Below are 24,421 nucleotides of genomic sequence, written 5' to 3'. Positions count from 1 at the left end.
CCATTCCCCCATTCACAACTCATAATAACAAAAAAGGAGTGCAAGCTGCGATCGCTTGCACTCTCTATACACGTCAACTTTTGAGGAGGTATGCCCTACACTATAAGGTACTCGGGGGACAGCCTGTTGGAATTAGACGTTTGCCTTATTTATTAAAAAATAGGCTAAACTCAGTTCAGGTTTTCCTTAATAAAAGCTAACGCTTCCTCCACATGCCCCTTCACCTTCACTTTTCTCCATTCCTTAACAAGTTGGCCATCCTTGTCAATGATGAAAGTGCTACGTTCGATTCCCATATATTCTTTTCCGAAATTCTTCTTCAGCTTCCACACGTCATAAAGCTCAGCAACCTTGTGGTCCTCATCGACAAGCAACAAAAACGGCAGACCATGCTTTTCGATAAACTTTTCGTGCTTGGCCTGTGGATCGGCGCTTACCCCCAATATGACCGTATCCAATTCGGAGAAATCTTCATGCTTGTCCCGGAAATCACATGCTTGCGTTGTACAACCGGGCGTCATGTCCTTTGGATAAAAATAAAGGACTACATTCTTCCCTTTGTAATCTGATAACTTAACCTCTAGTCCTGTATTGGCAAGCAATGTAAAGTCAGGTGCTTTTTTCCCTGTTTCCACTGTCATATAAATTCGTCCTCCTTGAAAAAATTCTTCTATTTAATAGTAGCGTATCGAATTCCATAGCCCTTTTCAACTTTTCAGCCATCCGAACGCTCTATTTACTTCTGCACAGCCATACAAAGATTATTTCTTCTTCGTCTCCCTGCCGTCCATATGCAGCACCACGCGAACCACAAATGCTGCTGGCATCACAAAGCCGATCAGGGCCTCCGCCATTGCGATGACACGCCCTATCCCGATTGGTGTGACGTCACCGTACCCCACCGTCAATATCGTCACCGCACTGAAATAGACGGAATGAGTAAAAATAGTAAAGTAGTTCCCAGTCAGCTCTATCCCATTTTCCACCAGGACAGGTATTCCTTCGATATGCAGCACTGTATATAAAAGTCCAAATGAAATAAGCAAGGTAAAATAAATCAGCAGCAAAAGAAGCAGGGTTTCCTTTGAAACATAAGGCATACTTCTGCTATCGGAAGCGAAAACATTCGAAAAGCTTATGCTGATTGCAACAAAAATAAAGAGAATCACCAATAAATAAAGCATCCAACTCCCCCAATTTGCGGACATGCCATCATTACAATATACGCAAGGGATGTGGAGGTATTCTTTCTAAATTTATTTATAGAGTAGAGGAAATTTTAAAGAAGCCCAGTTTCATGTTAGAATAACGTATTATGCGTATTAGAAGTTTAGGAGGATACATATGAATTTTACGAAATCAGAACAGATACATGAAGAAGCGTTGCAGCATATCGTTGGCGGGGTAAACAGCCCATCAAGATCCTATAAGGCAGTGGGCGGCGGGGCTCCTGTTGTCATGGAGCGAGGCGAAGGTGCCTATTTTTGGGATGTAGACGGCAATAAATACATCGATTATCTCGCTGCATACGGTCCTATCATCACCGGTCATGCGCACCCACATATCACCAAAGCAATCGAACGCGCGGCAAAGAACGGGGTACTCTTCGGAACACCGACTCCGCATGAAGTGAAGTTCGCGAAAATGCTGAAGGAAGCGATGCCAGCAATGGACAAGGTCCGCTTTGTCAACTCCGGCACCGAGGCGGTCATGACAACAATCCGCGTTGCACGTGCATATACAGGACGTGACAAGATCATTAAATTTGCAGGCTGCTACCACGGGCATTCAGATCTGGTGCTAGTTGCAGCAGGGTCTGGCCCCTCCACTTTAGGTACTCCGGATTCCGCGGGTGTCCCAAAAAGCATCGCAAATGAAGTGATCACAGTACCATTCAATGACATCGAACCATATAAGGAAGCTTTAGCAAAATGGGGCGACCAAATCGCAGCAGTTCTCGTTGAACCGATTGTAGGTAATTTCGGAATCGTTGAGCCAATGCCAGGCTTTCTTGAGCAGGTCAATGAACTTACACATGAAGCTGGTGCGCTTGTCATCTATGATGAAGTTATTACAGCTTTCCGTTTCATGTATGGTGGTGCACAGGATATGCTCGGCGTGAAACCTGACTTGACTGCACTTGGCAAAATCATCGGCGGTGGACTTCCTATCGGGGCATACGGCGGACGCAAAGAAATCATGGAAAAGGTAGCACCGCTAGGACCTGCGTATCAGGCAGGAACAATGGCCGGCAACCCTGCATCCATTCTTTCCGGAATTGCATGCCTCGAGATCCTGAAGCAGGAAGGCGTGTATGAGCACCTTGATCATATCGGAAGCCAGTTGGAAGAAGGAATTCTTGCGCGAGCGGAAAAATACGGGATCACCATTACCATTAACCGTTTAAAAGGTGCACTTACCATCTACTTTACTGATGAAAAAGTCGTGAATTATGAACAGGCGGAGAACACGGATGGCGAGAAATTTGCGAAGTTCTTCAAGCTGATGCTGAACCAGGGCATTAACCTGGCACCTTCGAAATATGAGGCATGGTTTGTGACAACTGCCCATACAACAGAAGATGTAGCGGTTACTCTTGATGCAGTCGAGCACGCTTTCAAAGAATTGGCGAATGCATAAATATACATCGAGGAGTGTACAAGCACACTCCTCTTTTTTTATGAAAACTATTGAAAACGCTTACAAATAAACGTTTTTTTCAATCATCGTAACTAGGTCTCCTCTCCCCTTCTTTGTATAAAAAATTGATTTTTTTGTGGGGAAGTGATAGTATATAGATTAAAGTCTGAAAATTCCCTTTTTTGACAAATGTATATCCATTCGGAATATTAGACAACCGCAACCTAATCAGCGCACTATAACTGCGCTCCCGCATTTCTACAATATACTACAGGAGGTGAATGGCTAGTTAGGGTCCCCTCTTATATCCCTAGTTTACAGCCAAGTAAAGATGACAAATTGGAGTCCAAGTACATTCAGAGATTTTCACAATGCCGAGCATGATGCATGTGGAATCGTATCCGCTATCGAAAAGAAAAAAATCCCTACAAAGAAAAATATCGATGATTGCATAGATGCACTAGTTAAGATGAACCACCGTGCCGGTTTCATTAATGGTGAAGGTGACGGTGTAGGCATTCACATTGATATCCCACGCGACCTGTGGAAGCAGAAGCTGGAAAAAAGTGACCAGAATTCCTCTCTCGCAGAAAGAGAAGATTTCATTGTTGGCCACTTTTTTATTAACCACCATGTGGATGTGGATGCTGTTAAAAACGAGATTACTAGTCTATTGGAAAAAGAGTCTTTCAAACTGGTCTTTGCATCCGATACTGTGACTTCATCCGAAGCTCTTGGTCCGATTGCCGTTATCCAGGATCCAGTATTCTGGCAGGTGGCAGCCGTTTCTACAAAAGAAGTATGCACACAGGAACAGCTTTTCCATTGTGCCATTGCTATCGAAAAGAATGATGATGTCCATGTGGCTTCCCTATCAAACTACCATGCCGTCTACAAGGTAATGGGTGCCGGTGATATTCTGCCAAAGTTTTACCATGACCTTGCCAACCCGTTGGTTGCGTCCTCGATGACGCTTGGGCATAATCGCTATTCAACCAATACACTTTCGAACTTTTTTCGTGTGCAACCATTTAGTGTCCTTGGCCACAACGGAGAAATAAACACGATCGCAAAGCTTCGTGACGAGGCAACCATGCTTGACGTTCCGCTCACAAAAGGCGGAAGTGATTCTCAGGATTTAAATAGAACAGTTGAAACATTGATTGCCAGAGACGGCTTCAGTCTTTTCGAAGCATTGGATATTGTGTTTCCACCAATTGTAAATGAAATTAAGAGCTACCCAGCCCATCTGCAGGACCTGTATGCCTACATTCGTGAAACATGGGGCCACTTCTCTCAAGGACCTGCCGGAATCATTTCCCGCAACAAGGATGAGGCGGTATTCAGCCTGGATGCTCTGGGCTTGCGTCCTCTATGGATGCTACAGACCGAAACTTCCTATTATTTCTCTTCTGAGCCTGGGATTATTCCAACAAGCGAATATACAGCAGAACCTAAGCCTTTCTCCCCTGGGGAAAAGGTCGGGATGAAGTGGCAAGGTGATGATATTAAGGTATATGACTATCATGCCTATCAGGAGGAAGTCTACAAACGATTCAGCGGCAAGTTTGAAGTGAAGAATTTTGCAGCCAGATTGCAGACACCTCAATTGGAGCCGATTGTCACGGTTTCGCCGCTTCCAAAGGTCCATAACGGACATTACGCTGCATTCGGCTGGGATCGAGAGCATATTCAGCTAGTGGAACAGATGGCGGAAAAAGGTGCAGAACCGATCCGTTCCCTAGGACATGATGTGCCACTTGCTGCGATGAACCCTGGTAGAAACAATATAGCAGACTTTATCAAGGAAAGTGTGGCTGTTGTCACAAACCCTGCCATAGATCGTGATCGTGAGACGGAACACTTCTCCACAAGAACGGTCCTTGGTGCAAGGCCAATTTTAAGAAAAGAAGACGAGGTACCGAACGATTATACATTGGAGCTTCTCTCTCCATTATTAATCGAAGGACAGGTTGGCGCAGATTGCGTGCATGCCTTGGAGCAGCCATCTTATGACCAGGTTGTGCACCAGTTCCAGACAAGAAAATTGACCTACTATCTAAATGCAACCTGTTTGGAGGACGAAGAGATCTCCTCAGCTTTAGAGCGTCTGAAATCAGAAGCCGTCGAAGCTGTGAAAAACGGAAAGACGCTTCTTGTAATTGACGATGCTCAGGCACACAAGGATGGTCAGTTATGGCTCGATCCTCATCTTGTAACGGCTGTCGTAAACCAGGAGCTGGTAGATCAGCAGTATCGCCGCCAATGTGCAATCGTTCTTCGCTCGGGTGCCATCCGTTCCCTGCATGATGTGATGGTGGCCTTGGGTCTGGGAGCAAACGCAATCAGCCCTTACCTTCTATTCGGAACGGTAAGTGATGAGACAACAACTCCAGTCGTGAATCTGTTCCAGGCGTTAACAAAAGGAATGGAAAAGGTCATTTCCACCATTGGAATTCATGAGCTGCGCGGCTATGGTCGCTTGTTCTCGGCGATCGGCTTGCATGTGGAGCTGGAAAAAGCTTTAGGAATCGTCAACTTCCTCGGCTCCGATCAGCTTGGCTACAATTTTGTAAAAATGAAAGAGGATGCAATAGAGCGTGCAAAGGAATTTGAAGATGAGAAATCGCGCCCAGGTAAATCGTTCCACCTCTTCCCTCGTATCTGGAAGGCAATCGGGGATGTTGCAAAAAATGGGACCTACGATGATTATCGCGAAAAGTTGAACGAACAGGAAACAACCAATCCCATTACCATCCGTCATCTTACCGACCTGAAGGTATCTGACAAAAAGCTGCCTAAAGAAAAAGTGAATATCGGGGTGGGTGCACATAGCCTTCCATTTGTGATTGCGTCCATGTCCTTCGGCTCGCAAAATGAGGTGGCTTTCAGAGCCTATGCCGAAGCGGCTGACCGACTGAACATGATCAGTCTCAATGGAGAAGGCGGGGAAATCAAGGATATGCTCGGTAAATATCCGAAAACCCGCGGACAGCAGGTAGCATCCGGGCGTTTCGGTGTCAATGCGGAGCTCCTGAACTCCTCGAACCTTCTGGAAATTAAAATCGGGCAAGGAGCAAAGCCTGGTGAAGGCGGACACTTGCCTGGATCAAAAGTAACGGCGAAGATCGCAGAGGCGCGTAATGCAACAATCGGGTCCGACCTGATCTCGCCATCCAATAACCATGACATCTATTCAATAGAAGATTTGGCACAGATGATCGCCGAATTGAAGACTGCGAATGACCAGGCGAAGGTCGCGGTAAAAGTTCCTGTTGTGCCGAACATTGGAACAATCGCGGTCGGTATCGCCAAAGCAGGTGCAGACATTATTACCATCAGCGGTTTTGACGGCGGAACAGGTGCTGCGAGAATTCACGCCCTGCAGTATGTCGGACTCCCTGTGGAAATCGGCGTGAAGGCTGCGCACAACGCCCTTATCGAATCCGGCCTGCGCAACAAAGTCGAAATCTGGGCGGACGGCGGAATCAAGAGTGCGCTCGATGTCATGAAAGTGATGCTGCTTGGGGCAAACCGCATCGGCTTCGGTACACTTTCCATGATTGCCATCGGCTGTACGACTTGCCGCGGCTGTCACCTGGATACATGCCACGTCGGAATTGCGACTCAGATCGAAACGGAAGCACAGGCAAAGGACCATGGCCTGCGCCGCTTCGTACCACGCCAGTCCGACCTTGCAGTACAAGGGCTGATGAACCTTTTCACTGCCTTTGGCGACGAGCTGAAAGCACTGACAGGTTCACTCGGCTTCAACAATCTGCAGGATATCGTCGGCCGCTCCGACCTGCTTGAACAGGTACGAGGAACAGAAGCACTCGACTTATCCAACCTTCTGCACACATTGGATGTACCGCAGATGGCACAAAAAGAAGTTGCAGCAAGCATGGAAAAAGAAAAGCTGTTGGTTGCTGCCGGCGCTGAATACCTCGATTATCAAGAGGATCAGCTGCACCAATCCAGACAGTTTGACGCAGTAACAGCAGAGCAGCGAGTTCTTGGCAGCAGAGTTTCCTGCCATCGTGTCCGAGGTCGCTTGGACGGCTCCTATCTGCAGCTTCCGGATGTGGAACTGAGCTATAGAAAAGGATCCATTCCAGGCAACGGCCTTGGCGCCTACAACTCCAGCGGCATCAACATCGTTGTGGAGGGTGGTGCACAGGATGGAATCGGTAAAACAGCCTTTGGCGGAAGCATTTCCGTCTTTAAATACAAAGGCAAGAACGGTACCCTCTACAATGGCTCAGTCGGAAAAGGCTTTGGCTATGGCGCCCAAAAAGGTGCGCTTGTGGTTCAAGGGAATGCAGATGCCCGTGCAGGAATCCGCCTTTCCGGCGCCGACATGATCATCGGGGGGAAAGTGACAACCCCGATTCCGGAAAAAGAGCACGGTAACCTTGGAGTCAATGCCAATATCAAAGGTTTTGCTTTTGAATACATGACTAATGGCCGCGGCCTTGTCATGGGAGACCCTGGTCCTTGGATCTGTGCCGGTATGACGGGAGGCGCTGTCTATCTTCGCCACCAGCCGGAAATGGGCTTAACCAAAGATGCCCTACAGCGCAGAATCGCCAAGGGTGCAAAGGTAAGCATCGAACCCTTGAATGTGACAGGGAAAAAAGATGTAATCGAGCTCCTCTCCATCTACCATGATTCCCTGCTCAAGCAAGGGCAGTTCGATGAGGCGAATGAAGTGAAGCTGATGCTCGAAGATCCAGGAAGCTACTTCCTTCAAGTGAATCCAATGAAAGAACAGGCAGATCCAGCAGTTTCAACGGAATAATAATATTGATGAGGTCAGTCACCAATTTGGTGCTGACCTTTTCTTTTTGTTGAGCTTTAGGATAAATCCACGACCAGAATGAAATAGTAAGAAAGATTACTTATTTAAGGCGGTTGATACTAGTGGAAAGATTAATGATTCGCGGTCTATTTTTATTATGTGTTTCCCTGTTCCCTTTTGCTGTAAAAACTCCCAAGTATAAAGAAATGCTTATAGTTTTCTTTTCCAAAGGCGTACTCTCGATCTTGCTTGATACATTCGTGGTGAATACAGGGAGAGTAAAATACCCTATACGGCCTATGCCAAAAATCTTTAGCACTAACATTCTTTACGATTTATTGTTTTTTCCTTTACTCAGCATCTTTTGGGTCAGGCAGACCTATCATGATAAACTGCCATACATACTATTGAAAAGCATGACTTGGAGTGTACCTATGAGCATCCTGCAATGGTTCATGGAGAAAAAGACAGATCTGTTTGAATGGAAAAAATGGAGCATCCTCCATACTTTTGCAAGTGTTAATTTCACCTTGTTCACGATACGAGCTCTTGTTGGTCTTGTTAAGATATTCAATAGGAACTCTTCATCGGAAGCACCAATCACATTGGAATAAAATCGACTGTGAAAACAGAACGTCAGATTTTTCGGCGATCTGTTTTTTTTATTTTCCATTAACTTATTGCAGGACACATGGAAACCGTGTATAGTACATTAGTGTTCTAAAGACACAATCAAATTTTCCGAAAATCTTACATAAAGTTTGAACTGAACTAAAGTAGGTTATATTATTCGGAAGAACAGGAAAGGAATTACTTTACCATGAAACTTGGTGCCAGAATAGTCAAGACCGGTATAGCTATCACGCTCGCATTGTTTGTAGCGCAATGGCTAGACGTACCTACCCCATTCTTTGCGGGAATTGCGGCGATCTTTGCTATCCAACCATCAATCTACAAGTCCTACCAATCCATTATTGAACACGTTCAGGCAAACCTGATTGGAGCCTTTTTAGCGATCATTTTCGGTTTGATTTTCGGCCATGATCCATTCATTATTGGATTGACCGCAATTTTTGTTATTGGAATCAATTTAAAATTGAAAATAGAAAACACCATCCCATTAGCTTTGGTGACTGTAATCGCGATCATGGAAAGCCCCGGCGAAAACTTTTTGGAATTCTCCTTGATTCGCTTCTCCACCGTCATGATCGGTATCCTATGCGCATTTCTCGTGAATCTGATCTTCCTGCCTCCAAAGTATGAAACAAGGCTATACTATAAGGTGAAGGAAACGACCGAGGATATTTTAAAATGGATCCGTATAAGTATGCGTCACGCTTCCGAACACAATCTACTTAAGACAGATATTGAAATGCTGCGCCAGCGACTATCGAAATTAGAGCAGTTATTCCTACTATATAAAGAAGAGAGAACGTATTTCCCAACAAGTAAAAGTGCAAGCTCCAAGGCCCGGAAGCTTGTCATTTTCCGGCAATTGATCTTGACGAGCAACCGTGCGCTTCATACATTGAAAACACTGCATCGTCTGGAAAATGAGCTTCACCACATGCCAAGCGAATATCAGCATTACCTGAAGGCAGAGCTAGATCATCTGGTCAACCTGCATGAACAGATCCTGTTGAAATTTGTAGGAAAAATCAAGCTTCACAATACATCCGAAATGTACGAAGAGGAATTGTTCAATAAACAGCAGTTCATTGATGAATTTATGCTCCATAAAGAGGAGTATCAAGTCTGTGAGGTAAAGTGCGACGTCTGGTACCACCTGTTCCCGCTCGTTTCCAAGATCATCGATTACAATGACCAGCTTGTACATTTAAATAAGCTGATTGACAGCTTCCAGAACTATCATAAGTCCGAAAATGAATTTGAAATAGGGCAGCGTGAAGAGGAATAGGTTAAATGATGCACTTCCCAATGATTGGGGAGTGTTTTTTGTATTATTTGGCGGAGTTTGCGACAAGCTGAGGTGAGTTCGTGCCAAACAACTGAGAGTTGATGCCAAACTGGGCAGGGTTCATGCCAAACCTCAGAAGATGCCTACTTTTGCACATCTGTTATAGAAAATAAGCCCCCGGCAACCAAACGTCGCCAAGGGCATGTGACACTTTACTTTTATACAATCTCCTGAATATTGAACAGATGATAATAGTTCCCCTGCTTTTTCATCAATTCCTCATGGCTTCCGATCTCCACGATTTCACCATGCTCCAGCAGGACGATTCTGCTTGCATGGGTAATCGTCGACAATCGGTGTGCCACAACAAATGTCGTCCGGTTAGACGCAAGACGCTCAAGCGATTCCTGAATCAGATGCTCGCTTTCCAGGTCCAGTGCAGACGTCGCTTCATCCATGACAAGAATCGGAGGATTTTTCAAAAATACCCGAGCAATTGTCACACGCTGCTTCTGTCCGCCCGAGAGCTTTACTCCACGTTCTCCAACCTTCGTTTCATAACCCTCAGGCAGGTTGGATATGAAATCGTGGGCATTGGCCGCTTTTGCCGCTTCGATGATTTCTTCCATCGTGGCATCAGGCTTCCCGAGCGCGATGTTTTCTCGTACAGAATCACTGAAAAGGATATTATCCTGAAGAACGATTCCGATCTGTTTGCGAAGCGACTGGACCGTTACATCGCGAATATCCACTCCATCGAGTTTGATGGAACCCTCCGTCACATCGTAGAATCTCGGAAGCAGACTGACCAGTGTCGACTTTCCGCCGCCGCTCATGCCGACAAGGGCGATTGTTTCCCCTTCATCGACCTGCAAGTTGATATTCTTAAGCACATAAGACTCTTTTTCCTCATATCTGAAGGACACATTTTCAAATCGGACATCTCCACGTGCAGTCTGGCTTTCTTTTGCATCGGTCTTATTGGTGATGTCATATTTCTCATCCGCAAATTCAAAGACACGGTCCATTGAAGCAAGTGACTGGGTTAAAGTCGTCGACGAATTGATGAGACGTCTTAATGGATTGTAAAGGCGGTCAATATATGCCACAAACATGACCATCTCCCCGACAGTCAATCCTCCGTTAATTACCTGGTAACCTGCATAGCCGATTACCAAAAGCGGTGCGATATCGGTGATTGTATTGACTACAGCAAATGTTTTGGCGTTCCAGCTAGTATGTACAAGGGCTTTGGTCAGGAAATTACTGTTCTGCTTTTGAAATTGCTCCTGTTCGTAATCCTCAATGGCCATGCTTTGAATGACCGGCATCCCTTGGACCCTTTCATGCAGATGCCCTTGAACCTCGGCCAATGCCTGGGAACGGACACGGGTCAATTCCCTTAAGCGGCTATAAAAGTACTTTATGGAAAAGCCGTACAAAGGGAAGAGCATAATAGACACAAGCGTCAAGGAAAAATCGACCTGGAACATGATGATGATGACTACAAGGATGGTAGCGAGGTCCAACCAAAAGTTCATCAATCCCGTAATGACAAAGTTCTTTGTTTGTTCCACATCATGAATGACACGCGAAATGATTTCACCTGCACGATTGTTTGAATAGAATCGGAGGCTTAATCGCTGAATGTGATCAAACAGCTTGTCCCGCAAGTCATATAGAATTTTGCTCGCTGTCCATTGGGCGAAATATTGTCTGTAATATTCTATTGGTGGTCGTAGTACAAGGAAGACAGCAAAGATCGACCCCATTATCAGGAGCAGTTCATTTGTTTTTTCCGTTGCAGATCTGCCATCTGTCAGTAGAATGTCGTCCACAATATATTTCAATAATAAAGGTATCAATAAGGGCAAACCGAATTTCATTAGTCCTATAAGGATGGTACCGACAATTTGCCACCGATACGGTTTGACAAATTTCATGTACCGCTTCACACTGCTCAAAGGTATTTCTCCTCCTTGGAAAGGCTCTTTCCATCTAGTTTTTTCTATTGTGATCAATTCATCCAAATAAACACAAAAAAGGCCTGGCAAGTGCAAAAATACTTGTACCAGCCGCCTTTTTATACGCCATGCCTATTTATCCACGGTAAGTTAAATAGCGCTCATACCATAGGTCGATAAAGTCTGGTGCAAAAGGACCTTTTCTCTGTCGTATCCACGAAATCAACGTGTTTACGTTCGTCTTAAGGATCTTGTCAATGACATCTGGATATTTCATCTCATTGCGGTGCTTTTCATATTCATCCTCGTCGAGCAAAATAAACGTCATATCCGGAAATACTTTAATATCCAGGTCATAATCAATATATTTAACCGCTTCATCATCTGCTATGAATGGTGAGCTGATATTGCAATAATAATACACACCATCTTCTCTGATCATGCCAATGATGTTAAACCAATGTCTAGCATGGAAATAACAAATTGCAGGCTCCCTTGTCACCCAAGTTCTCCCGTCTGATTCCGTTACAATTGTTTTATCGTTTCCACCAATAACAAGGTTTTGCGTCCCTTTTAACACAGTAGTCTCATCCCACACTCTGTGAATGAGTCCGTTGTGCTTGTAACTATGTATTTGAATCGTTTCTCCTTCTTTGGGACAACCCATCCTTCTCCCCTTCTTTCATTTGTGCCGCCCATCTCTAAAAAGCAACCTTTTTTATTATTATAACGGTAACTACCAGATTTTAAAACAAAAGAGCCATCTTTCTATGAGAGAAGATGCCCCTTTTTGGATATTATTCATGCTTTTCATTAGTATTTTACCGATTCGGGTACAGATTTCAGCTTAATTCCTGAAAATGGTAGGATTTTATCGCTTCCTCTGTCTGATTTTCAAATATCAGCTGAATGTCCCTCAGATCCTTTTTCATCTGCGCAATATCATCTTTAAGCGCTCTCAGCTTATAGGCCGCCTCCTGAATATCATTAAGCTGACGCTCCACCTTCTGGCACCGTTCTATCTCAGACTGCAAATACAGCAGCCTATCCATCGTCTTCAACTGCTCCGCCACCGCCAAATCAAACCTATCCATGCACATTCCTCCCAGCTCTAATCTCTTCCTATGTAACATTCTTTCCCCACTCCTCAAACCCTTTGACAACATCTGTAGACACATTAGAACTTTTGTCGATATAAAAAATTTTTCAATAGGGGGCCAGACCCCGGCAGGAATTTTCTCCTCGACCACGACGAAGGGCACTCCCCATCGGTAGGATAAGGAGTGCCCTGATTTGTTACATATTAAGAGTTTTGTTGGTTTTGTTGGTTTTTCTGCGCTTGAGATTGAGCGTTTTGTTGTCTTACTTGTTGAGCGTTAGTTTCGCTCGCGAACTCAGCACCATACTGTTGTTGTTGGTTTTGAGAAGCGTTTTGTTGTTTTACGTGTTGTACGCTAGTACCAGATGCAGTTTTACCTGCTTGGTTTTGTTGGTTGTTGTTTGCCATTGTTTATCACCTCCACGAATTTTAAGATAACCAAGAGGTGATAAAACTATGTCAAAAAATTTAAAAATTCTTTTGGTATATTTTAGACGAGTAGGGACCTTCCTCCGTCCACAATGATTGTCTGGCCACGAATCATGCTTGCCTGATCGGATAGAAGGAACAATACGGTGTTAACCAGATCTTCCGGCTCCACCATTCGCCCTGCAGGAGTATTTTTCTTCGCATCCTCCAGTAATTCTTCACGGTTCGGGAAATGCTTCAGTGCATCCGTATCCACCGCTCCACCTGAAACAGCATTGACTACAATATTCTTGTCTGCCAGTTCCACTGCCAGGTAACGGGTCAGCGCTTCGATTGCAGCTTTGGACACACCAACAGTCGTATAGTTCTTCAAATAGCGGATGGAACCCAATGAACTGATGCTGACAATTTTCCCTCCTCCAACAGCCTCCATGCGCTTAGCGGCTTCCTGCGCGAGGAAAAGGAGTGCCTTGGAGTTTATATTCATTGTCCAATCCCAGTGAGATTCCTCCAGCTCCATCACATGACGAAGAACACCTGATGCTGCATTGCTCACCAATAGGTCTAGGCGGCCAAACTCCTCATCGATCTTCACAAACATTTCCCTGATTTTCTCCGGCTGTCCTACGTTCGCTTTGACTATCAGCGTTTTCACACCCAACTGTTCGATTTCCGTAGCCGTTTCCTGTGCCGCCGTTTTGCTGCGGTTATAATTGATCACAATGTTATAGCCCTGCTTTGCCAGCTCAAGGGCAATCTTTTTCCCTATTCCTCTACTGCTTCCTGTAACTAAAGCAACTTTTTCAGTCATATACAATGCACTCCTTTATGTAAAAAAAACTTACGTAATATCTTTCAGTATAGTCTTATTTGTTTCATCGAACAATAAAGGGGTAGATTTTTAATAAGGCTCTTTTCGTAAAGTTTATTGCTTTTGACCGTAAAAAATCGGCTTTTGGATTTTTTACAGCATTTCGCCCCCTTTTATTCAAAGAGAAAATATATCTATTCCACGGGAAAAGAGCACGAAAGCAAAGTTTATTACGTGTTTACGTTGGATACGTCAAAAGCAACAATGTATGCGAAAATAGCCTTTAATAAAGAGGACCTTGAAAGATTCTCATCTATAGAGGAGGGACAAACCATGTACGTAGGCAGAGACATGACCGAACTATCCATGATGGCAAAAAAGGATTGGAAGGACAGCGAGTTGGCATATTTCCACCACTCCCTACAACAGATGGTTCCATATCTGAATGTGGAAGGACAGAGCATTCATCGCGAGATCGTTGAAGAAATCGAAGCACGCGGCGGTTTGACGCGGAATGAAGCGGATTATACGCATGGAACGAGAATGAGCTACGATTGAGCCTTTTTTTGCAGAATACGGCGGGCATTATTTGTTGCCAATGAGTGTTCGCCGTGCCATCTATGCACCTTCTAGCGATTTTTACGTAACTTCTAACGATTATTCATTACTTTCTAGCGATATTGTCCATGTTCTAGCGATTCCGCTTCCCCCCCAAAAAAAAGACCCGCCCCATCAAAGGGCAGACCCTCATAAAATCACTTTTTATACTCTTTCCACATGTTCTGATGCGAGACCGGGAAAGCATATTCCAGCATCTCTTCCTCCGTGACGAGCACAACATCCTTGCGATCCGCTGGCGGTGTTCCATGAAACCTGCCAACATACACGTTGATATCCCACACCAGGTGAGTAAAGACATGGCGGATATCACAGAGATAGTCCCCCATCTCCACTTCGAGACCATACTCTGTCTTCATCAGACTCTCAAGCTGCTGTTTGGAAGTACCAAGCTCGTCCAATTTAATGAAATTCGGAAAAGCCCATAAGTTAGCAAGCAGCCCTTCACTCGGTCTTTTATGAATCAGATATCGCCCGTCTTCATTTTTGAAAATCCCAGCAATGAGAGAGACCTGCTTAGCAGATTTCTTCTTGGACTTAATCGGTAGCTCCCTCTGGACTCCCTCATGAAATGCCCGGCAATGCTCCTGCACAGGACAAAGCATACAGGACGGCGATGTCGGCGTACAAACGATCGCACCGAGCTCCATCAGCCCCTGATTAAAGAATGATGGGTTATCGCGGGAAATCAAGTCCCTGATCACCGCTTCAAACAGCTTCCGCGTTTTCGGTTTGGCGATATCCTCTCTGATATGCAGCACACGGGAAAGCACCCTCATGACATTACCGTCGACAGCCGGCTCCGGCACTCCATAGGCGATGCTCAAAATTGCACCTGTCGTATAGGGGCCCACACCTTTTAAGGTTGAGATCTCTGCCGCATTATTCGGGACGACACCACCATAGCGCTCGTGGACCTCCCGAACTGCACTCTGCAGATTTCGTGCGCGCGAGTAATATCCTAGCCCCTCCCACGCCTTAAGCACCTTATCCTCAGCAGCGTTCGCTAAACTTTCAATGTTTGGGAACTGTTCAATAAAGGAATTAAAATAAGGAATGACTGTATCTACTTTTGTTTGCTGGAGCATGATTTCGGAAACCCATACCTTATAGGGATCCTGATCCTTTCTCCAAGGCAGATCACGTTGTTCCTGAATGAACCAATTGATTAGATCGTTGCGAAAGCCGGCAATCTCAAAACCCTTAAGCAACTCGTGTTGTGTTTGTTTGTTATCCAAAATAAACCTCCGGGATTAGCTTATAATTTTTAAACCGATGTATTGTATCGCACCTCTTCTTGTATCCATACATTGTGAGAGGTCATGGAATACTCCATCAATTGCCGAAGCCCTCAGCTCCTTCATTGCAAAATAATGAGACTCTGTCGGCAATAGAAAAGTTTCCGTGTAATAAGTGTTGCCGCTGTTCTGGTATGATATTTTCGTCCAGCGAATCTCTTTTGCACCAAGTTCTTTCATGACACCAATGACATTTTTCATCGTCGCTTCATATTTTTGTATGACAGTATCCTTTATAGGATATTCGATGAAAATTTGCAACGGTTTTGTTACCATGTTTGAAAACACCCCTTTTGTTTAACAATAACAAGAAAAGAAAGTTCGTACAGCAAGGTGAAAAGTCACACTATAAAGGAGGCCGACCATTGGATACTGGAACACATGTGGTGATGGGAATAGCACTTGGATCCATGGCGACCATCGATCCTTATGTTGCAAGCAATCCCGAAACCGCTACAGCGATAATGATTGGAGCTATCATCGGGTCGCAGGCTCCTGACATGGATACGATTCTAAAATTGAAAAACAATGCAAAATATATACGAAATCACCGTGGCATCACACATTCCATCCCGGCAGTTTGCCTTTGGCCACTTGCTATCACTGCTGGAATCTATGCATTCATCCCACAAGCGGATTTGCTCTATCTATGGATTTGGACATTTATAGCCGTAATCCTGCATGTTTTTGTCGACATTTTCAACGCTTATGGAACACAGGCGCTCCGTCCTTTTACACATAAGTGGGTGGCGCTTGGAATCATCAATACATTTGACCCGATAATCTTCAGTCTGCATATCGTTGGATTTATACTGTGGGGATTCGGTTTTCATCCAGGTTACACCTTCCTGGTAATTTACATCATACTTGTCGGATATTATGTGCTTAGGTACTGGATGCAGCAAAGGGTGATCCAGCAGGTGCGGAATGTGATTCCGAACATGACGAATACCATTATCTCGCCAACTCTGTATTTCAATCAATGGCATTTGGCCATTACGGCAAAAGAGAGCTTCTATGTGGCCCGTGCGGTGAAGAATCAAATCATCATTCATGATACGTTTGAAAAGGTGCCTTTACCTGAGACTGCCGTCATCGAGGCGGCAAAATTCGATGACAACGTCTCGGCATTTCTATCCTTTTCCCCTGTTTATCGTTGGGAGATGGAGGAATTCTCGGATCATTACGAAGTCCGCTTTATCGATCTTCGCTATCGAAGCAAGGACTACTATCCATTCGTTGCAGTGGTACAGCTCGACCTGGATCTCCATATCGTCAGCTCCTACACAGGGTGGATATTCAGTGAGGATAAGCTTAGAGAAAAGTTGGAGATTATTCCAAATTAAAAAGAATGACCCGATCCTACTCATTCCAGGATCGGGTATTTATTAATGGGAAATCGAATCTCCACCGGCCTCGAGCAAATGCTTGTACTTCGGGTTTGTCGAAAGGAACTCATGAAGTGTCTCGCCGTGACGGTCAATGATGCTCGCCACCATTCTTTCAGTCATTTCTTTTCCTTTATACTCATATCCGGCTTTTGCATAGGTGCTCTCAAAATCCTCCCACAAAAGCTCGACCCACGTACGGGCCTTTTCATACGTCAACGCAGGATTCTTCCCCAAAAGCTGCTCTGCCAGGCGCTCAAAATATTCTTCCAATAAAAACACCTCTTCTGGTTTCATTTGACTGTCCCTATCATCACATATTTCGGGGGTGAAAATCCAATATTAATGATAGGGGCCTGACCCTCACCGCTTTAAAGCGCTAAGAGGGTCTGGCCCCTATCTAAAGGGAGGCGATACGATTGAGGAACAAAGCGAAGAACTTTCCTAACCCGAATGACAATAAGTTTGAAGGGGAAGGCAGAGCAAAAGCCGAGTTTGCATCTAAACGCGCGAATGGGACGATCAACACACATCCTCAAGAGAGAATGCGTGCGTCCGGCGCAAGGGAAGATGGCACCTATTAGATTTCTTCTATCCTAGGAGGGACTTAGCATGGGCAAACAATCAGGTAGAGCCTTTTATAACAATCAATCCGCAACAAAAGCAAATCCGTTTCCACAGCCTTTTGCGAGCGTGAAGCATGCGTATAACCAAGTGAACGGCCAGACAACACAGGCCCAAAATACGCAGATCCTGGAAGTTCAGACCCGCAAAAGATCTTAACTGTAGGCTCTTTTCCTAAAGTTTGAATTTTTTGTCCTTGTTATAAGAACAAAAAATTCAAATAAAAAAAGCGAACAAACCGGAAAAGAGCACGAAAGTAAAGTATATTGCGTGTGTATGTTGCATACGTCAAAAACAACAATGTATGCGAAAACAGCATAACTGTAAAAGAGTAGCAAAAGAGGCATATCCCCTCTCTGCTACTCTTTTTTCATTAACATCGATATCGGCAGTCCCTCTTCGTCCCTGCTGACCACGTTTCCGCGAACTCTGTGCCCCCATGCAAACACACCATTCATATAATCTATTTCAAAGAATACACCAGGGTCCCCTTCAATTTCGTACATCTCTCCAGACTTGTAGTCATCCGGATTAAGCATATATGCTTTTGCCATTGTTATCTTTCGTTCGAGTACGGCAAATTCATTGACTATGCCGAGCTGCTCTGCTTTTCGCGCCTTTTCCTTCAATGTTGAAATCTCCTGATGCAGTTCATGCGGTGTCATTTGGCTGTATCGTTTATCCTGTTCCACTTGCTTTCCCCCTACATTTTCTATATAAAGTAAGAATAGCACGGTTATTTGGCAAAACAAAGCGAAATTGCCTCAGAAGGATAATACATAGAGGAGTGTTGCACAACATGAAAACCATTCTTATTACTGGTTCCGGGACAGGTCTGGGTAAAGAACTTGCACTTGGATATGCGAAAAAAGGGCATAAGATTATCCTGACAGGAAGACGGGAAGCGCCTTTAAAAGAGGTACAACAGCTTATCCTTCAAGGGGGAGGCCATGCTGAGGTCTTCACCCTTGACCTGACCAAGCATGAATCTATCCAAAAGGCAGTTTCCGCCATCATAAAAAATCATTCTGTATCCTTTCTTATCAATAATGCCGGCGCCGGCTGCTTTGGTCCTTTAACGGAGTTATCAATAGCGGAAATAGACCTTGCCGTACAGACCAATGTTCTTGGCACCATATATCTGACAAAAGAATTTCTTCCTCACCTGTTGGAACAGAACGAGCCGAAGATCATGAACATCATCTCGACTGCAGGGCAAAAAGGGAAGGTCAATGAAAGCGTGTATGTAGCAAGCAAGTTTGCCGTACGCGGCTTTACCGAGAGTCTTCAAAAGGAGCTCGAAGGCAGGGTTACCATTACAGCCACTTATATGGGAGGCATGGACACGCCATTCTGGGATGAAACAGACCACATCAAGGACAAGTCACGCCTGAAATCACCACAGCAGGTGGCCGAGATTATTATCAGTCAGGACAGTCAGTTGGAGATTAATGTGTAAGGAATCTTGAAAGTACTATACTAACAAAGAGGTCTTCAGTTAGATGAAGACCTCCTTGTTAGTATTCAGCCGCTTCGTTTTCCTCAAGCCACCGATCAATCAAATCCATTGTGAAGCCCTTGCGGTAGAGGGCTCCCTTCATTTTCATCTTATACTCATAGCCCTCAAGCTTCGCGTATTTGCGATGGTATTTGTCCGCCTGCTTGTTAATCGCGTCCCATTCTTCAGAATCATCCTCTGCAAGGGAAGCTTCCTCTATGGCCACCTTGATGACAGAAAAAGAATAGCCCTTTCTCATCAATGCCTGCTCCACCTTCTGGATCATGATTTTAAAGGCATCGTTTTTATATTTCGGACTGTATTTATGGACCAATTTTATCGCATGCTCAAGCTCCTCTTCTTCGCTGTATTCCATTAGGGCGTCTTCAATCGTATTTTTTGCCACCCCTTTTTCCATCAACTCCTGTGAAATGACCTGTCTTCCCTTTAAAGTGGTCTGGACTTGGGTCCGGACATAGGCAACTGCAAACTCTGCATCATTCAAATAGCTCTGCTCCTTCAGCTTGACGATGATTTCTTTTATGACAAACGGTTCGATTTCCTTTTCATTCAGATACACCTCTATCTCCTTCTCCGTTCTCATCCGGAAGGAAAGGTAATGTACAGCTGACAAATAGGCCTTATTGATCTGGTCGCTGTAAAGGATTTCTTCTATATCAAGCTCATCGATTTCTTTTCCTTTTACAAGCTGGAACTTCAGGAGTGTCGACTCATAAACTGCAAATGCGTATTCTCCGTCAAGAAAAATATTGAAGCGTTCCTTGTTTTTTTGCTGAACCGATATTTTCGTAATTTTTTGCATAGCGTTTTTCACCCCGTTTTTGGTATGTAGCACATTGGTACGTATTGAATAAAGGATATTTAGGGAAAAGGACTAATAGTATAAGTAAGATATTTTAGAAAGAGAGGATGAATGAGATGAAGATCGCGATTGCAGGCGGAACTGGGCTTGTAGGATCAGCCTTGACGGACTATTTAGTGGAAAAAGGACATCATCTATATATTTTAACGCGAAACAGCTCGAATAAAAAGCAAAAACCTGAAGTACGGTTCGTGGAGTGGCTAAAAGATGGCACCACTCCGGAAAAAGAATTGGAAGGAATCGAGGCTTTTGTCAATCTGGCTGGGGAATCCATCAACAGTGGACGATGGACCGATGATCAAAAACGCAGAATTGTCGAGAGCAGAATCTCCTCCACCAAAGAGATCAACCGTATAATTGGATCACTCGGAGAAAAACCGGGGGTCCTGGTCAACGCAAGTGCCATAGGTTATTACGGAAACAGCGAAGACAAAACCTTTACCGAAAGTGATACCACGCCAGGATCCGGCTTTTTGGCGTCAACAGTCCTTGCGTGGGAAAAGGAAGCGGAGCATGCCAGGCAGCTTGGAGTCAGAACCGTCTTTACCCGATTCGGGATCGTATTAGATAAAGAGGAAGGCGCCCTTCCAAAAATGCTTCTCCCTTATAAAATGTTCGTTGGCGGAAAAATTGGAACCGGTGAGCAATGGATGTCATGGGTGCACATCAAGGATGTTGTCGGTGCCATTGCTTTCTGTCTGGAAAACAAGGAATTGGATGGCCCCGTCAATGTTACTGCTCCCTCCCCGATGAAAATGAAGGATTTCGGGAAAACACTTGGGAGAGTGATGGGCCGTCCGCATTGGTTCCCGACTCCCGGCTTTGCTCTTAAAATCGCTTTAGGTGAGATGAGTGAGCTTGTGTTGGAGGGACAAAAAGTGCTGCCGAAAAAACTGGAGCAGTACGGCTATAAATTCTTTTATATTCATCTTGATGACGCTCTGTCCGACATATTACAATCAAAATAAAGACAAAAAAAGTAGGAGCTTCATAATGAATATAGTTATTTTTAAGCATGCAACCATCTATCCGATCACCTCACCGCCTCTATACGATGCAGATGTGAGAGTCGAAAACGGTAAGATAATGGAGATAGGAATCGGTTTACCGCTCCCGCCTGAAGGGGTAGTTATTGAATGTAGGGGGAAGTATCTGTTCCCCGGTTTTATTGATGTCCATACACATCTTGGCCTTTATGATGAAGGAACGGGCTGGGCCGGCAATGATGCCAATGAAACCATCGAGCCGCTAACGCCCCACATTCGGGCATTGGACGGGGTGCATCCCCTTGATCAAGGTTTCCAGGACGCGATCGGGGCAGGTGTGACAACCGTTCATATTATGCCCGGGAGCGCCAATGTGATAGGCGGCACCACCTCTGTCATCAAAACTCGTGGTGTTAATATTCAAAAGATGCTGTTGAAGGAGACTGCCGGATTGAAGGTCGCTTTTGGGGAAAATCCAAAGCGAATCCACAGTCACGGCAACAAGGATTCCATCACAAGAATGGGTATTATGGGCATGCTTCGTGAAGCGTTCCATCAAGCTAGGCACTACGATAATACGGATAACTTGCGAGTCAAGCCAATCATTATGGCATTGGAACGTAAGATTCCCGTAAAAATCCATGCTCACAGAGCGGATGATATCATTTCCGGTATCCGTTTTGCAGAGGAATTCGATCTCAGATTTACGATTGAACACTGTACAGAAGGGCATTTGATTGTAGACGAACTCAAAGACAGAAATTTGCGAGTCTGTGTCGGACCTACCCTTACCCGCAAGTCCAAGATCGAGCTGAAAAATAAAAGCTGGAAGACCTATCAAAGTCTCGCTGACAATGGTGTCGAGGTTTCCATTACCACCGATCATCCATATACTCCGGTTCAGTACTTGAATGTCTGTGCCGCCCTGGCAGTGAGAGAGGGATTGGATGAGCAAAAAGCACTGGAAGGAATTACGATCACGGCTGCAAAAAACATTGATGTAGCGGACCGGGTCGGGAGCATTGAAATTGGCAAGGATGCCGATTTGGTCCTATGGTCCCATCACCCTTTCCAATTCCTCGCAAAGCCTGTCGTGACAATGGTTGAAGGTGAAATAATTTACCAAAAAATTTAACAAAAAAGTAGTATCTTTTTCAAATAGAATCGAGTATGATACGTAAGTAAACAAAATTAAATCAACTAACAATTTGTTTCTAAAATGTTAGGGAAGGCAAATGGTGCGCCACCAGTTTTATCTGGTTCTAGTGGGTTCGATTCCCACCCCGAAATTTTTTGTAATTTAAAAAATTTCGAGGGTGGGCCAGTCTTCACGTTACGTGACATTTCTGCCCTCAATTGGAGGGATAAGACATGCTTAAAAAACGTGATACTCACGAATCTCAGACTCTTTATGAGTTGATGGTGCACCCTGAAGTCTTCCCTTTTGTGCGTCAAAAAGCGTATTCCCACGATGAGTTTGTATTCTTGACAAAGCAGACAATCGAAGCGGAAGAGCGCGGAGAATTGATTTCACGTACCATTCTTGATGAATGGGGCACTCCAATTGGGACAATCAATCTTTTTGATGTACAGGACGGAGCCGGATTTCTTGGAACATGGCTGGGCAAGCCATACCACGGCAAAGGCTACAATCAGATTGCAAAGGATCAGTTCTTTGATGAGCTTTTCTACGAACTGGATATCCAATCCATTTTCATGCGCATACGCAAAGTGAACATCCGTTCCATGAAAGCTGCGGAAAAGCTACCTTATGTAGTCCTGGCTAACGAAACGCGCAAAAGCCTCCTTGACGAGATCAACGGCGGCGAAGACATCTACAACCTATACGAAATCTCAAAAGATCTATATACCCTAAACAAAATGCGTACGCACCACGAAGTTGTCGAAGAGCATCAGCTCCGCGAAGCTTAGTTAACCATAACGGGGCCTGACCCTCAACGCTTTAAAGCGTTGAAGGTCAGGCCCCATTTTTATATTTTGGCTCTGTTACTGTCTGTGTTGATTTAAGAAGAATCTAACTGTTGATTGGAGCAAAAGGCGGAGACTCCTGCGGGAGATGGCGTTTAGTGGAGACCCCACAGGCGAAGCCGAGGAGCATTCCATCAACGCCCCGCGGAAAGCGCAGCCTTTTGCGGAAATCAACAGCGATGTTTAACAGAGCCTACATTTAATTAGTATATTTTCCCACACTTTAGAGGAAACTGTAGATAGTACATATTCTAAGGAGGGTTTTGAAATGGTTGAAAAGAAACGAAAAGAAAGAGTAAAAAACTCATTAAGCAGCATGCAGGAAGTGACCTACTCCAGAGAATTCAAAGCGGCTGATCGCGTTGGCGGCTATTCGCAGAAGCGCCGTTAAAACAAGTTAACAACCATTAACTCCCTCTTATCACGATAAGGTTTATTGGTGAAGCTACAGTGGAGGACATGAAGGGTATCTTCTTATGTCCATCACCGTCTCTGGAGGGATTCGAATGGGTCGTTCACGTGGACACAAATCAGGTGGTAAGAATAAATCTTCTCTTCCCCAAGTACCAAAAAACATGAAGACTGCAAACCAAGATGCTGAGTTTGCAAAAGAACACGGTGCAGATAACGAGATTTTAGAAGCTCAGGCCCGTGCAGCAGCTGCAGGCATTAAACGCAACAGCAAAAAGGATACATTCAAATAGGCAAGATGAAAGACGAAGGCACCACCCATCAAATTGGGTGATGCCTTTTATTTAATGTGTAGTCACGTGTTTGTTGTTCATTCCATGATCCTTGTCTTTTCGTCGCTCCTCCATTTTTTCCTTCAACACTCGAATTGCAAATCTATCTACACCGTAGAAGTGAGCCGCTGCACCTGCTGCCAGTAGGAGGATCGCTGCAGTGTATAGGATCGGGTTCGTGCTTACGGTACCGGCCAACAGGAAGTTCAAGTTCATGAATGCTGCTGCTATCAATGCCGGTACGGTCGCTAGGCCAAGGATGAGTGCTATTCCGACTAATACTTCCCCCCATGGGATGAGAATGTTGAACAAGGCTACGTTTGGCAATGCCACATTTTCAAGGAATCCGGCATACCATGCTTGGACTGCGGGGTGTGCTCCCTCCGCTTTTGCAATGGCACCGTGTAAGAATCCTTCTGCATCAAAGCTGCCGATTTTCGGAAGCCCCGCCTTCAACCATTGAATACCAAGCCAAACTCTCAAAACTGTCCATAGAATCGCCATTTGGGGTCCTCTTAACCATTTCATAACTCATTCCTCCTAAGGTTTTGCATGTGAATGTTTTCACATACATCTGTAAAAAAATATGAATTTGGTGATTAGCCGGCTAGCTGAAAAATTTTCCTAGAAAGTTTGTGAAATTCTTCACTTACTTTCTATCTTTACTATAATCCTTTTTTCCAGTTCTTACAATAGGTTTGAGCAACAGTTCACAAATAGTTCAAAATATTT

27 protein-coding genes are annotated in these 24,421 nt (G+C 44.7%); 14 read left to right on the top strand and 13 right to left on the bottom strand.

Features of this window, described 5'->3' with window-relative positions:
- Window positions 1–170: 170 nt before the first annotated feature.
- Both bcp and ACFVAD_RS18625 read right to left on the bottom strand, forming a co-directional pair.
- On the bottom strand, window positions 171–641 hold the full coding sequence (bcp, locus tag ACFVAD_RS18630) for a thioredoxin-dependent thiol peroxidase (RefSeq protein WP_386643515.1): 471 nt from the start codon (window positions 639–641) through the stop codon (window positions 171–173).
- Window positions 642–761: 120 nt separating this feature from the next.
- On the bottom strand, window positions 762–1,184 hold the full coding sequence (locus tag ACFVAD_RS18625) for a potassium channel family protein (RefSeq protein WP_386643513.1): 423 nt from the start codon (window positions 1,182–1,184) through the stop codon (window positions 762–764).
- Window positions 1,185–1,344: 160 nt separating this feature from the next.
- Between ACFVAD_RS18625 and ACFVAD_RS18620 the strand changes: the two genes are divergently transcribed.
- The 4 genes from ACFVAD_RS18620 to ACFVAD_RS18605 all read left to right on the top strand — a co-directional run bounded on the left by ACFVAD_RS18620 (window position 1,345) and on the right by ACFVAD_RS18605 (window position 9,359).
- Window positions 1,345–2,640: a glutamate-1-semialdehyde 2,1-aminomutase gene (locus ACFVAD_RS18620; RefSeq protein ID WP_386643510.1), complete on the top strand. Its 1,296-nt coding sequence runs from the start codon at window positions 1,345–1,347 to the stop codon at window positions 2,638–2,640.
- Window positions 2,641–2,971: 331 nt separating this feature from the next.
- Complete coding sequence (locus ACFVAD_RS18615; RefSeq protein ID WP_386643507.1) at window positions 2,972–7,441, top strand: glutamate synthase-related protein; 4,470 nt, start codon at window positions 2,972–2,974, stop codon at window positions 7,439–7,441.
- A 122-nt stretch (window positions 7,442–7,563) separates the two neighbouring features.
- Window positions 7,564–8,055 (top strand): CBO0543 family protein, encoded by a 492-nt coding sequence (locus ACFVAD_RS18610; protein WP_386643504.1) that lies wholly within the window; start codon window positions 7,564–7,566, stop codon window positions 8,053–8,055.
- Window positions 8,056–8,261: 206 nt separating this feature from the next.
- Window positions 8,262–9,359 carry an FUSC family protein gene (locus tag ACFVAD_RS18605; protein ID WP_386643501.1) on the top strand — a complete coding sequence of 366 codons (1,098 nt, stop codon included), beginning with the start codon at window positions 8,262–8,264 and terminating at the stop codon, window positions 9,357–9,359.
- Window positions 9,360–9,577: 218 nt separating this feature from the next.
- Here ACFVAD_RS18605 and ACFVAD_RS18600 read toward each other — a convergent pair whose 3' ends face one another.
- From ACFVAD_RS18600 to fabL, 5 genes are all read right to left on the bottom strand, one after another.
- Window positions 9,578–11,323 (bottom strand): ABC transporter ATP-binding protein, encoded by a 1,746-nt coding sequence (locus ACFVAD_RS18600; RefSeq protein ID WP_386643498.1) that lies wholly within the window; start codon window positions 11,321–11,323, stop codon window positions 9,578–9,580.
- 136 nt (window positions 11,324–11,459) lie between these two features.
- Entirely contained in the window at window positions 11,460–11,990 is a 531-nt protein-coding gene (ntdP, locus tag ACFVAD_RS18595) for a nucleoside tri-diphosphate phosphatase (protein ID WP_204414740.1), read from the bottom strand.
- Window positions 11,991–12,165: 175 nt separating this feature from the next.
- On the bottom strand, window positions 12,166–12,417 hold the full coding sequence (locus ACFVAD_RS18590) for a YgaB family protein (RefSeq protein WP_386643494.1): 252 nt from the start codon (window positions 12,415–12,417) through the stop codon (window positions 12,166–12,168).
- Between the two features lie 209 nt (window positions 12,418–12,626).
- Entirely contained in the window at window positions 12,627–12,830 is a 204-nt protein-coding gene (locus ACFVAD_RS18585) for a gamma-type small acid-soluble spore protein (RefSeq protein WP_386643492.1), read from the bottom strand.
- 82 nt (window positions 12,831–12,912) lie between these two features.
- Window positions 12,913–13,662, bottom strand: coding sequence for an enoyl-[acyl-carrier-protein] reductase FabL (gene fabL, locus ACFVAD_RS18580; protein WP_386643489.1), 750 nt, complete (start codon window positions 13,660–13,662; stop codon window positions 12,913–12,915).
- Window positions 13,663–13,995: 333 nt separating this feature from the next.
- Between fabL and ACFVAD_RS18575 the strand changes: the two genes are divergently transcribed.
- The gene (locus ACFVAD_RS18575; protein WP_204414744.1) at window positions 13,996–14,220 is read left to right on the top strand and encodes a hypothetical protein; all 225 of its coding nucleotides are present in this window, start codon (window positions 13,996–13,998) and stop codon (window positions 14,218–14,220) included.
- A 197-nt stretch (window positions 14,221–14,417) separates the two neighbouring features.
- Here the strand turns inward: ACFVAD_RS18575 and mutY are convergent, their stop codons facing one another.
- The gene (gene mutY / locus ACFVAD_RS18570; RefSeq protein WP_386643486.1) at window positions 14,418–15,518 is read right to left on the bottom strand and encodes an A/G-specific adenine glycosylase; all 1,101 of its coding nucleotides are present in this window, start codon (window positions 15,516–15,518) and stop codon (window positions 14,418–14,420) included.
- 15 nt (window positions 15,519–15,533) lie between these two features.
- On the bottom strand, window positions 15,534–15,854 hold the full coding sequence (locus ACFVAD_RS18565; protein WP_386643483.1) for a hypothetical protein: 321 nt from the start codon (window positions 15,852–15,854) through the stop codon (window positions 15,534–15,536).
- A gap of 89 nt (window positions 15,855–15,943) precedes the next feature.
- Here ACFVAD_RS18565 and ACFVAD_RS18560 point away from each other — a divergent pair, with 89 nt between their 5' ends.
- Window positions 15,944–16,924 (top strand): metal-dependent hydrolase, encoded by a 981-nt coding sequence (locus ACFVAD_RS18560; RefSeq protein ID WP_386643479.1) that lies wholly within the window; start codon window positions 15,944–15,946, stop codon window positions 16,922–16,924.
- A gap of 42 nt (window positions 16,925–16,966) precedes the next feature.
- Here ACFVAD_RS18560 and ACFVAD_RS18555 read toward each other — a convergent pair whose 3' ends face one another.
- The gene (locus ACFVAD_RS18555) at window positions 16,967–17,263 is read right to left on the bottom strand and encodes a YfhJ family protein (protein ID WP_386643476.1); all 297 of its coding nucleotides are present in this window, start codon (window positions 17,261–17,263) and stop codon (window positions 16,967–16,969) included.
- A 122-nt stretch (window positions 17,264–17,385) separates the two neighbouring features.
- Between ACFVAD_RS18555 and ACFVAD_RS18550 the strand changes: the two genes are divergently transcribed.
- Both ACFVAD_RS18550 and ACFVAD_RS18545 read left to right on the top strand, forming a co-directional pair.
- Window positions 17,386–17,550, top strand: a complete 165-nt coding sequence (locus tag ACFVAD_RS18550; RefSeq protein ID WP_204414750.1) for a small, acid-soluble spore protein K — start codon at window positions 17,386–17,388, stop codon at window positions 17,548–17,550.
- Between the two features lie 28 nt (window positions 17,551–17,578).
- Window positions 17,579–17,749: a YpzG family protein gene (locus ACFVAD_RS18545; protein WP_204414752.1), complete on the top strand. Its 171-nt coding sequence runs from the start codon at window positions 17,579–17,581 to the stop codon at window positions 17,747–17,749.
- 200 nt (window positions 17,750–17,949) lie between these two features.
- Here the strand turns inward: ACFVAD_RS18545 and ACFVAD_RS18540 are convergent, their stop codons facing one another.
- On the bottom strand, window positions 17,950–18,282 hold the full coding sequence (locus ACFVAD_RS18540; protein WP_386643472.1) for a YfhH family protein: 333 nt from the start codon (window positions 18,280–18,282) through the stop codon (window positions 17,950–17,952).
- 107 nt (window positions 18,283–18,389) lie between these two features.
- On the opposite strand from ACFVAD_RS18540, the gene ACFVAD_RS18535 reads away from it, so the two are divergent.
- A complete protein-coding gene (locus ACFVAD_RS18535; protein WP_386643469.1) occupies window positions 18,390–19,049 on the top strand; it encodes an SDR family NAD(P)-dependent oxidoreductase in 660 nt (219 codons plus the stop codon).
- Between the two features lie 58 nt (window positions 19,050–19,107).
- On the opposite strand, the gene recX is transcribed toward ACFVAD_RS18535, so the two are convergent.
- The gene (gene recX / locus ACFVAD_RS18530) at window positions 19,108–19,911 is read right to left on the bottom strand and encodes a recombination regulator RecX (RefSeq protein WP_386643466.1); all 804 of its coding nucleotides are present in this window, start codon (window positions 19,909–19,911) and stop codon (window positions 19,108–19,110) included.
- Between the two features lie 116 nt (window positions 19,912–20,027).
- Between recX and ACFVAD_RS18525 the strand changes: the two genes are divergently transcribed.
- From ACFVAD_RS18525 to ACFVAD_RS18505, 5 genes are all read left to right on the top strand, one after another.
- Window positions 20,028–20,939: a TIGR01777 family oxidoreductase gene (locus ACFVAD_RS18525; protein WP_386643463.1), complete on the top strand. Its 912-nt coding sequence runs from the start codon at window positions 20,028–20,030 to the stop codon at window positions 20,937–20,939.
- A gap of 25 nt (window positions 20,940–20,964) precedes the next feature.
- Window positions 20,965–22,092 carry an amidohydrolase gene (locus ACFVAD_RS18520; protein WP_386643461.1) on the top strand — a complete coding sequence of 376 codons (1,128 nt, stop codon included), beginning with the start codon at window positions 20,965–20,967 and terminating at the stop codon, window positions 22,090–22,092.
- A 236-nt stretch (window positions 22,093–22,328) separates the two neighbouring features.
- Window positions 22,329–22,889, top strand: coding sequence for a GNAT family N-acetyltransferase (locus ACFVAD_RS18515; RefSeq protein WP_386643458.1), 561 nt, complete (start codon window positions 22,329–22,331; stop codon window positions 22,887–22,889).
- Between the two features lie 325 nt (window positions 22,890–23,214).
- A complete protein-coding gene (locus tag ACFVAD_RS18510) occupies window positions 23,215–23,337 on the top strand; it encodes a YfhE family protein (protein ID WP_386643456.1) in 123 nt (40 codons plus the stop codon).
- Between the two features lie 115 nt (window positions 23,338–23,452).
- Window positions 23,453–23,650, top strand: a complete 198-nt coding sequence (locus ACFVAD_RS18505; RefSeq protein WP_386643453.1) for a YfhD family protein — start codon at window positions 23,453–23,455, stop codon at window positions 23,648–23,650.
- A gap of 51 nt (window positions 23,651–23,701) precedes the next feature.
- Here ACFVAD_RS18505 and ACFVAD_RS18500 read toward each other — a convergent pair whose 3' ends face one another.
- Window positions 23,702–24,217 (bottom strand): DoxX family protein, encoded by a 516-nt coding sequence (locus tag ACFVAD_RS18500; protein ID WP_386643450.1) that lies wholly within the window; start codon window positions 24,215–24,217, stop codon window positions 23,702–23,704.
- Window positions 24,218–24,421: the final 204 nt, after the last annotated feature.

The sequence above is a fragment of the Sutcliffiella sp. NPDC057660 genome, from assembly GCF_042800035.1.
Lineage (GTDB): Bacteria > Bacillota > Bacilli > Bacillales > Bacillaceae_I > Sutcliffiella_A.
Note: the sequence above shows the minus strand (reverse complement) of the source record. Positions and strands in the feature narration are given on the sequence as shown.

Excerpts from the sequence above, each read along its gene's own strand:
- ACFVAD_RS18615 (WP_386643507.1), top strand. The coding sequence starts at position 2,972 with ATGACAAATTGGAGTCCAAGTACATTCAGAGATTTTCACAATGCCGAG.
- ACFVAD_RS18545 (WP_204414752.1), top strand. The coding sequence starts at position 17,579 with ATGGGCAAACAATCAGGTAGAGCCTTTTATAACAATCAATCCGCAACA.
- ACFVAD_RS18535 (WP_386643469.1), top strand. The coding sequence starts at position 18,390 with ATGAAAACCATTCTTATTACTGGTTCCGGGACAGGTCTGGGTAAAGAA.
- ACFVAD_RS18500 (WP_386643450.1), bottom strand. The coding sequence starts at position 24,217 with ATGAAATGGTTAAGAGGACCCCAAATGGCGATTCTATGGACAGTTTTG.
- ACFVAD_RS18555 (WP_386643476.1), bottom strand. The coding sequence starts at position 17,263 with ATGAAACCAGAAGAGGTGTTTTTATTGGAAGAATATTTTGAGCGCCTG.
- ACFVAD_RS18515 (WP_386643458.1), top strand. The coding sequence starts at position 22,329 with ATGCTTAAAAAACGTGATACTCACGAATCTCAGACTCTTTATGAGTTG.
- ACFVAD_RS18520 (WP_386643461.1), top strand. The coding sequence starts at position 20,965 with ATGAATATAGTTATTTTTAAGCATGCAACCATCTATCCGATCACCTCA.
- ACFVAD_RS18605 (WP_386643501.1), top strand. The coding sequence starts at position 8,262 with ATGAAACTTGGTGCCAGAATAGTCAAGACCGGTATAGCTATCACGCTC.
- ACFVAD_RS18625 (WP_386643513.1), bottom strand. The coding sequence starts at position 1,184 with ATGCTTTATTTATTGGTGATTCTCTTTATTTTTGTTGCAATCAGCATA.
- bcp (WP_386643515.1), bottom strand. The coding sequence starts at position 641 with ATGACAGTGGAAACAGGGAAAAAAGCACCTGACTTTACATTGCTTGCC.
- ACFVAD_RS18590 (WP_386643494.1), bottom strand. The coding sequence starts at position 12,417 with ATGGATAGGTTTGATTTGGCGGTGGCGGAGCAGTTGAAGACGATGGAT.
- ACFVAD_RS18505 (WP_386643453.1), top strand. The coding sequence starts at position 23,453 with ATGGGTCGTTCACGTGGACACAAATCAGGTGGTAAGAATAAATCTTCT.
- ACFVAD_RS18620 (WP_386643510.1), top strand. The coding sequence starts at position 1,345 with ATGAATTTTACGAAATCAGAACAGATACATGAAGAAGCGTTGCAGCAT.
- ACFVAD_RS18525 (WP_386643463.1), top strand. The coding sequence starts at position 20,028 with ATGAAGATCGCGATTGCAGGCGGAACTGGGCTTGTAGGATCAGCCTTG.
- ACFVAD_RS18510 (WP_386643456.1), top strand. The coding sequence starts at position 23,215 with ATGGTTGAAAAGAAACGAAAAGAAAGAGTAAAAAACTCATTAAGCAGC.
- ACFVAD_RS18565 (WP_386643483.1), bottom strand. The coding sequence starts at position 15,854 with ATGGTAACAAAACCGTTGCAAATTTTCATCGAATATCCTATAAAGGAT.
- ACFVAD_RS18575 (WP_204414744.1), top strand. The coding sequence starts at position 13,996 with ATGTACGTAGGCAGAGACATGACCGAACTATCCATGATGGCAAAAAAG.
- ntdP (WP_204414740.1), bottom strand. The coding sequence starts at position 11,990 with ATGGGTTGTCCCAAAGAAGGAGAAACGATTCAAATACATAGTTACAAG.
- fabL (WP_386643489.1), bottom strand. The coding sequence starts at position 13,662 with ATGACTGAAAAAGTTGCTTTAGTTACAGGAAGCAGTAGAGGAATAGGG.
- recX (WP_386643466.1), bottom strand. The coding sequence starts at position 19,911 with ATGCAAAAAATTACGAAAATATCGGTTCAGCAAAAAAACAAGGAACGC.
- ACFVAD_RS18585 (WP_386643492.1), bottom strand. The coding sequence starts at position 12,830 with ATGGCAAACAACAACCAACAAAACCAAGCAGGTAAAACTGCATCTGGT.